Source organism: Saccharothrix luteola, from assembly GCF_020859565.1.
GTDB classification, from domain to species: domain Bacteria; phylum Actinomycetota; class Actinomycetes; order Mycobacteriales; family Pseudonocardiaceae; genus Actinosynnema; species Actinosynnema luteola.
This window is the reverse complement of record NZ_JAJHUO010000002.1, coordinates 305,903-312,953: the sequence shown is the minus strand read 5'-3', so window position 1 is coordinate 312,953 and position 7,051 is coordinate 305,903. Positions and strand designations below refer to the sequence as shown.

The 7,051-nt window shown below is 72.3% G+C and carries 5 protein-coding genes; all 5 read right to left on the bottom strand.

Going from position 1 to position 7,051, the window contains the following annotated elements; translation table 11 throughout:
- Positions 1–84: 84 nt before the first annotated feature.
- From LNK82_RS03060 to LNK82_RS03040, 5 genes are read right to left on the bottom strand one after another with little or no spacing between them, the layout of a single operon-like run.
- Entirely contained in the window at positions 85–1,617 is a 1,533-nt protein-coding gene (locus tag LNK82_RS03060) for a GMC family oxidoreductase (RefSeq protein WP_230565361.1), read from the bottom strand.
- 31 nt (positions 1,618–1,648) lie between these two features.
- Entirely contained in the window at positions 1,649–3,061 is a 1,413-nt protein-coding gene (locus LNK82_RS03055) for a flavin monoamine oxidase family protein (RefSeq protein WP_230565360.1), read from the bottom strand.
- 29 nt (positions 3,062–3,090) lie between these two features.
- Positions 3,091–4,245, bottom strand: coding sequence for an acyl-CoA dehydrogenase family protein (locus tag LNK82_RS03050; protein WP_230565359.1), 1,155 nt, complete (start codon positions 4,243–4,245; stop codon positions 3,091–3,093).
- A complete protein-coding gene (locus tag LNK82_RS03045) occupies positions 4,242–5,495 on the bottom strand; it encodes a cytochrome P450 family protein (RefSeq protein ID WP_230565358.1) in 1,254 nt (417 codons plus the stop codon). Before LNK82_RS03045 ends, LNK82_RS03050 begins: the two co-directional genes overlap by 4 nt.
- On the bottom strand, positions 5,492–7,048 hold the full coding sequence (locus LNK82_RS03040) for an aspartate aminotransferase family protein (RefSeq protein ID WP_230565357.1): 1,557 nt from the start codon (positions 7,046–7,048) through the stop codon (positions 5,492–5,494). Before LNK82_RS03040 ends, LNK82_RS03045 begins: the two co-directional genes overlap by 4 nt.
- Between the last annotated feature and the right edge of the window lie 3 nt (positions 7,049–7,051).

The window sequence follows — 7,051 nt, the reverse complement described above, 5'->3', positions numbered from 1 at the left end:
AACCCCCCGCGGGCTAGCCGGCAAGGCCCCCCCCCCCCGGGGGGGGGGGGGCGCGGGGGCCGTCGGAGGTGGTGCGGGGTGGGGTCAGCCGCGGTCTTCCCGGAGCAACCCGGCGGCCCGTTCCGCGATCATCACGGCGTGGGCGTGGGTGTGCCCGCGCGGCGCCCGAGGGATCACCGACGCGTCGACCACGCGCAACCCCGGCACACCGCGCACCCGGAGCCGTTCGTCCACCACGTCGCCCATCCGGCATGAGCCGACCGGGTGGAACACGGTGGTCGCCCGCTCCCGGACGTAGTCGGCGACGGCGTCGTCCGCGGGCCACGGCGCGACCGGCCCGGTGTGCAGGTCGCGCAACGCCGCCGCGCCCAGCACCCGTTCGGCGAACCGCACCCCGGCCACGTACGTGCGCAGGTCGGCCTCCTCGGTCAGGTAGCCGGGGTCGATGACCGGCGGCGCGGTCGGGTCCGCCGACGCCAGCGCGAGCCGTCCCCGGCTGCGCGGGCGCAGCAGCACCACGCCCACGGTGTAGCCGGGGATCGGGTCGCCGTCGTCGGAGAACGCCATCGGCGACCAGATCAGCTCCACGTCCGGCGGTCCGTCGCCGCCGTCGGCGCGCAGGAACGCGACCGCCTCGCCGATGTTCGAGCTCGACGGCCCAGTCCGGTCGCGCTCGTACTGCTCGCGACCGTCCTGGAGGAAGCGGGTGGCGTCCGGCGCGTGCACGGCCAGGTCGAGGATCATGTGGTCGTGCAGCCCGCGGCCGACGCCGGGCAGGTCCACGCGCGGCGTCACGCCCACCGCGCGCAGCTCGTCCGCGGGCCCGATCCCGGACAGCAGCAGCAAGTGCGGCGAGCCGACCGAACCGGCGCACAGCACGACTTCCCGCCGTGCGGTGACCGCGCGGTCCGCGAGCCGCACGCCGGTGGCCCGACCGTCGGGGTCGAGCATGATCCGCTCCGCCCGCCGCCCGCTGAGCACGGTCAGGTTCGGCCGTCCCGACGCGGGCTTGAGGTACCCGTCGGCGGAACTCCACCGGACGCCTTCGCGCTGCGTCACGGGCGTGAGCGCGCACCCGGTGTTGTCCGGACCGCCCAGCCCGCCTTCGACGGGCTTGAGCCCCACTTCCGCGCACGCGTCGAGGAACCGGGTGCTGCTCGGGTCGGGATCGCGCTGCGGCGAGATCCACAGCGGACCCGCCGTGCCGAACTCCGGACCGGCTTCGCGCTCGCCGGCCCAGCGCTCGGCCCGCCGGAAGTACGGGCGCACACGCTCCCACGACCACGACGGGTGCCAGTCGTCGAAGTCGGCCGCGTGGCCGGGCACCCACATCTGGAAGTTCGTGGCCGACGAGCCGCCGTGCACCCGGCCGCGCGGCCACGGCACCTCCCGGCCGCCGAGGCCGGGCTGCGGCGCGGTGGTGAACGCCCAGTCGACCTCCGACCCGAACAGCTCCAGCGCGCCCAGCGGCACGCCGATGGCCGGGTGGTCATCCGGACCGCCCGCCTCCACCAGGGCGACGGTGACGGCCGGGTCCTCGGTCAGGCGGGCGGCGAGCGCGCAGCCCGCCGAGCCCGCGCCCACCACCACGTAGTCGAACTCCTCCGCTTCCACCACGGCAACTCCTCCCCGCAACGGGTCCGACGCGTCAGCGGGCCACCTGGACCGCCACCTGCTTCGCCGCCACCAGACCGGACTCCATCGCACCTTCGACGTAACCGCTCCACCCGGAGGCGATGTCGCTGGTGGCGAACGAGATCCGGCCCTGGGGCTGCTGAGCCGCGCGCAGCAGGCCGGTCAGCTGCCTCGGCTGCCGGAACGACCAGCCGCCCAGCGCGAACCGGTCGCCGCCCCAGTCGTGTCCCTTCACCGACAGCACCCTGGCGTCCGGCACGACCAGCCGCACGGCTTCCTGCACCTGCGCGGCGTTGTTGACGTCCAGTCGCGGCTCGCCGCTGAACCCGATCATCAGCCAGCCCTGGGACGTCTGCTTGTACGGCACCAGGGTGTCCACCGGGTAGCCCTCGGGCGCGTGCACGTAGGTGTTCCCGATCGAGGAAGCCACGTGCAGCCAGAGCTTCTTGGCGGTCGGCACGCCGATCGTCTCGCGCGAGGCCTGGAGCTTGGCCGCCGACAGGCCCGGCGAGAACTCGATGGTGCGCCACACGTTCACCGGGACGGCCACGACCACGGCCGCCGCCGTGTGCACCGAACCCACCGCGGTGCGCACGGTGACCTGCCTGCCGTCGTCGGCGATCGACTTGACCGGCGTCTTCAGCCGCACCTCGGCCTGCGCCTCGGCCAGGATCGACCGGGCCAGGCCGTTCATGCCGGTGGCCGGCTTGTAGGTGTTGATGCCGTAGTACTGCTCGGCGTTGTAGTTGCACAACGCCCACCAGTGCAGCAACTGCGTGTACGCGCCCCGCGTCGAGCCGCCGCCCAGGCCGCCGGTCGCGCCGGTGAGCCACTTCTCGTCCAGCGCGGACAGGTTCATCGAGTCCAGGTGCTGCCGGATCGTCAGCGCGTCCGGCGCCTGGAGCAGGTCGGCCCGCGCCAACGGGTTGTAGGCGTCGGGGAACAGCTCGCGGGCGCGCGCGCTGAACCGCGTCAGCAGCTCGCCCTGCCGGCCGAACGACTCCTCCGGTGGGAAGAACCCGAACCCGTTCTCCGTCGGGAAGAGCGTCCGCTCGGCGGCGGCGTCGGCGACGAACCCGATGCGCTGGGACTCGATCTCCCTCCACACCGTGGTCTGCAACGGGTCGACCCACGTGCCGCCCAGCTCGACCTGCTCGCCCTCGAACGTGGTGGTCCACGTCCGGCCGCCGATCCGGTCGCGCGCCTCCAGCACGAGCACCCGCAGGCCGCGGCGGCTCAGCTCCCGCGCGGCGGTGACACCGGCGAACCCGGCGCCCACGACGATCACGTCGTGGGTCGACCGGGTGCCCGTGCCCGCCGCCGACGCGACGGCGGGAGGCAGGGCGCCGCCCACGACGGCGGTCGTGGCCAGCGCCTTGAGGAAGCCGCGGCGGGTAGGTCCGGCGGCCTTGACCAACTGACTCATGTTTCTCGTGCCCCCAGTGGCATCCGGTGTTACAGGAACGGGGTCTCGGGGTCGAGGCCGACCAGCACCCGCCCGTGGACCTCCAGGCTCATGTCGGGTGACATGAGGCCGTGCGTGGTCAGGCCGAGCAGGTCGCGGTGGTAGCGCTGGAACGGCGCGAACTTGCTCAGCGCCGACGCGCCCGCGATGGTCTGCAGTGCCTCCACGGCTTCCTTGACGAGCAGGATCGCGGTGCCTGCCTGGCCGCGGACCGCCGCCTTCTCGTCCCACGTCGGCTGCTCGCCCGCGTCGGCCCGACGCTGGAGCATGTCCACGTAGGACGCCGATAGCGTCTCCGCCGCGGTGATCTTGTTGGCGGCCAGCGCGACGCGGTGCTGCGTCAACGGGTGCTGCCGCTGGTCGGTCCACGACGTGTAGGCCAGGCCGCGGCCGGGCAGGCGCTCCAGGAAGACCTCCAGCGCGCCCTTGGCCATGCCGATGTAGGCCGCGACGGACTCCGCGACGACGTAGCTGATCAGGCTGTACGCCCGACCCTGCGCCGTGGGCGTGCGACCGGGGACGCCTTCCATCAGCGCGTCCTCGCCCGTGACGACGCGGTGGGCGGGCACGAACACGTCCTCGGCGGTGGTGGTGGAGCTGCCGGTGCCCGACGCGGCGGACACGTGCCAGTCGTCCGCGATGGTCAGCTCCGACATGGGCACCATCGCGAACACCTCCTCCTCCGTGCCGTCGGGGTGTTCGGCGATGGCGGCCAGCAGGTCCCAGTGCGCGCCGCGGCAGCCGGTGTTGAACCGCCACGACCCGTTGAGCAGGTAGCCGCCCTCGGTGGGCGTGGCCTTCGCGGTGGGCGTGAAGCCACCGGAGATGCGCACCGACCCGCCCGCGAAGATCTCGTCCTGCGCCTGGTCCGGGTACAGGGTCGCCATCCAGGCGCTCGACACCCACGCGACCGCCGTCCACGCGGTCGAGCCGCAGCCGCGGGCGATCTCGGTCAGCACGGCGATCTGCTCGGCCATCGGCAGGTCCAGGCCGCCGAACCGGCGCGGCACCGCCATCGAGAACACGCCCGCCTTGTCCAGCAGGTCGACGTTCTCCTCGGGGATCCAGCGGTTCTGCTCGGCCTCGGCGCCGTTCTCGCGCAGCCTCGGCACGATGTCGCGGACCGCGTCCAGCACTTCGCTCATGGCGTTTCCTCCCCGCTTCGGGTGAGCACTACGGGCAACGTCTCGTGGCCGTTGGAGATGAACGACCCCAACGGGCGCAGTTCCTCGGCCGGCACCGCGAGCCGCAGCCGCGGGAACCGGGTGAACAGGGCGGGCAGGCCGACCGCGGCCTCCAGACGGGCCAGCGGCGCGCCCAGGCAGTGGTGCACGCCGTGGCCGAACGCCAGGTGGTCGCGGCGCGTGGGCCGCGTCGGGTCGAACTCGGCGGCGTCCTCGCCGTGCACCTTGCCGTCGCGGCCGGCCGCGCCGAAGGCGATCACGATCGGGTCGCCCTTCGGGATGAGCGCGTCGCCGAGGTCGATGTCCTCCACGGCGTAGCGCAGCGGCAGGTTCGGGAACGGCGCCTCCAGCCGCAACGACTCCTCGACCACGTCCTCCCACGCCAGCGAGCCGTCCAGCACGGCGGCGCGCTGCGCGGGGTGGGTCAGCAGCAGGGCGATGGTCTGGTCGAGCAGGTTCACCGTCGTCTCGTGGCCCGCGGTGAACATCAGCAGCACGGTGTCGACCAGCTCGCGCTCGCCGAGGTGGCCGCCGTCCTCGTCGTGGGCCTGGATCAGGCCGGTGGTCACGTCGTCACCGGGCCGGGTGCGCTTGATCGCGACCAGCTCGTGCAGCAGCCGGTACAGCTCCAGCTCGTTGGCCTTGACCTGCTCTGGAGATGCGGAGGTGTCCATGATCTCGTGCACCGACCGCAGCAACGGGTCGCGGATCTCGTCCGGGATGCCCAGCAGCTCGGAGATCACCCGGACCGGCAGCGGGTAGGCGAACCGCTCGCGCAGGTCGACCACCCCGCCCGCGGGCACGTCCGCCAGCCCGGCCAGCAGCTCCTCGGTGATCGCCTCGATGCGCGGGCGCATCGCCTGCGTGCGGCGGGCGGTGAACGCCTTGGCGACCAGCTTGCGCAGCCGGGTGTGCTCCGCGCCGTACGCGGTGATCATGTTGCGGTCGGCGACCCACATGGCCAGCGACCACGTCTGGGCCAGCACGCTCTCGCCGCCACCCCACGCGGGCCAGTGCCGGTAGGTGTCGCGGGACACCCTCGGGTCGGTGAGCAGTTGCTTGACGAGCGCGTGGTCGGTGACCCACCACGCGATCACGTCGCCGGGCAGCTCCACCCGCACGGCACGCCCGAGCGCGCGCAGGCGCTCGGACTCGCCGTGGATGTCGCGCCCGGCCGTGTCGATGACCGGGTAGCTGACCTGGCTGGTCATGCGAACTTGCTCGCGTCCTGGTCGCGCAGGATCTGGCACACGTCGCGGAAGCCCGCGTCCACCTGGGCCAGCTCCTCGTCGCTGAGGTAGATCGACGGCTCGAAGCGCATCGTCTCCAGGTTCGAGGCGGTGGAGAAGATGCGGATGCGGTGCTTGCGCAGCAGGTGGCCGCCGATGACGAACGCCAGCGCCTCGTACTCGACCGCCTCGCGGATCTCCGGGTCGGCCGACTTGCTCTGGTCGTGCAGCTCGAAGCCGAGCATCAGGCCCTTGCCGCGGACCTCCTTGACCACGTCCGGGTAGTCGGCCTTGATGGCCTCCATCATCGCCACGGCCTTGGCGCCGCGCTCGGCCGCCAGCCGGTAGGCCTTGCCGCCGTCGGCCTCCAGCATCTCCAGGAACTTCAGCGCCACCCGACTGGAGAAGCCGTCGCGGCCGAAGGTCGAGGTGTGCATCAGCTCGAAGTCCTTGCGGTAGCGGTGCTCGTTGACCAGCACCACGCCGAGCTTCGCCAGGCCGCCGCCCAGTGCCTTGGCCAGGATGATGTAGTCGGGCTTGAGGTCGATCTGGGTGCCCGCGAGGAACGTGCCGGAGCGGCCCATGCCGGACTGGATCTCGTCGGCGACCAGCGGCACGCCGATCGTGTCGCACGCCTCGCGCAGCGTCCGCGCCAGCTCCCGGCTGATCGGGAAGATGCCCGCCTCGCCCAGGATCGGCTCGACCAGGAACGCGGCGAACACCGGGAAGTCGCGCTCGACCAGGTCGACGACGCCGTCCTGCACGACGACGTCCAGCAGCGCGGCCCGCTCCTCCTCGACGACCTTCTCGATCATCTCCGGGCGGTCGCGAGGGATGAACCGGGCCTGCGCGGCGAGCGCCTTGAACGGGCCGCGGAACTCCTCGTTGAACGTGAGCTGGACGCTGCTGACGAGCTTGCCGTGGAAACCGCCCTCCAGGGCGAGGAACAGCGGCGGGCGCGCCTCGGTCTCGGCGTTGCGGCGGCGCACCTCGGCGACGAGCCGGTCGAAGTCCGCGCCACCCGCGAGCGCGGCGGCGGCCTCGGAGACGCGGGCGCCACCCGCGATGGCGGAGCGGGCTGCCTCGATGTTGGCCTCGATGCCCTCCTTCAGCTCCTTGATCCGCATGCCGCGGTCGAGCTCGGCGTGCTTGATCGTGATTTCCACGGCCTCGGCGCCGGAATTGCCGAACAGGCCGTAGAACTTGTCCTCGGTCTTCAGCTCGCGGCGGATGATCTCGTTCAGCTTGGCCGCGAGGTCGATCGCGTAGGAGTAGCCGGAGAACTGCGCGTGCACGGGGGTCTGCTGGTCCAGCAGCCACTTGGCGTGCTCGACCAGTTCGGGGTTGTTGTGCCCGAACATCAGCGATCCGAACCCGCTCGCGGCGTCGAAGACGCCGACCTCGCTGCCGTCGTCGGCCAGGTAGTAGAGGGTGTTGCCCTCGGCGCGCACGTACTTCAGCGCCAGCCCGAACTCCGACAGCACTTCGACGAGGTAGGAGTCCGCGAACTCGGGCGCACCAGGAGAAGCGCTCATTTC